Origin of the sequence: Stenotrophomonas sp. PFBMAA-4 (genome assembly GCF_030053215.1) — a bacterium.
In the GTDB taxonomy this organism is placed as follows: Bacteria; Pseudomonadota; Gammaproteobacteria; order Xanthomonadales; family Xanthomonadaceae; genus Stenotrophomonas.
The window spans coordinates 1-336 of sequence record NZ_JASGBW010000084.1; the positions used below are offsets into that span (position 1 = coordinate 1).

Sequence of the window (336 nt, forward strand, 5' to 3'; positions counted from 1 at the left end):
CGGAATGGCCACGAAGCGGTTGTCGTAGAACGCGGTGGACACCTCGCCGGGGGCATCGCCATAGGCCAGCCCGGACAATGCGCCGGGCAGTGCCGGGGCCGCGACACTGGCCGGGCCCAGAGTCTTCTCCAGCGCATCAAACACCTCGGCATCGAGGTTGTTGCGCGCCTGGTGCCGCACCGACAGGCACAGGAAACGAGCGTCCTCGCCCACCTGCGGGTGCTGCGACAGGCCGAATCGTGCGCCGGGCGCCAGCACGCGCCACTGGCCGGCACCGTCGATGGTCTGCGCGCGCACGCGCAGTGCATCCAGGTGCTGCTGTGCGCGGCGCTGGCC

1 protein-coding gene is annotated in these 336 nt (G+C 71.1%); it reads right to left on the reverse strand.

What is annotated here, in order from left to right:
- A partial coding sequence (locus tag QMZ26_RS21255) for a contractile injection system protein, VgrG/Pvc8 family (protein ID WP_283222602.1) occupies positions 1-336 on the reverse strand: 336 nt, incomplete at both ends.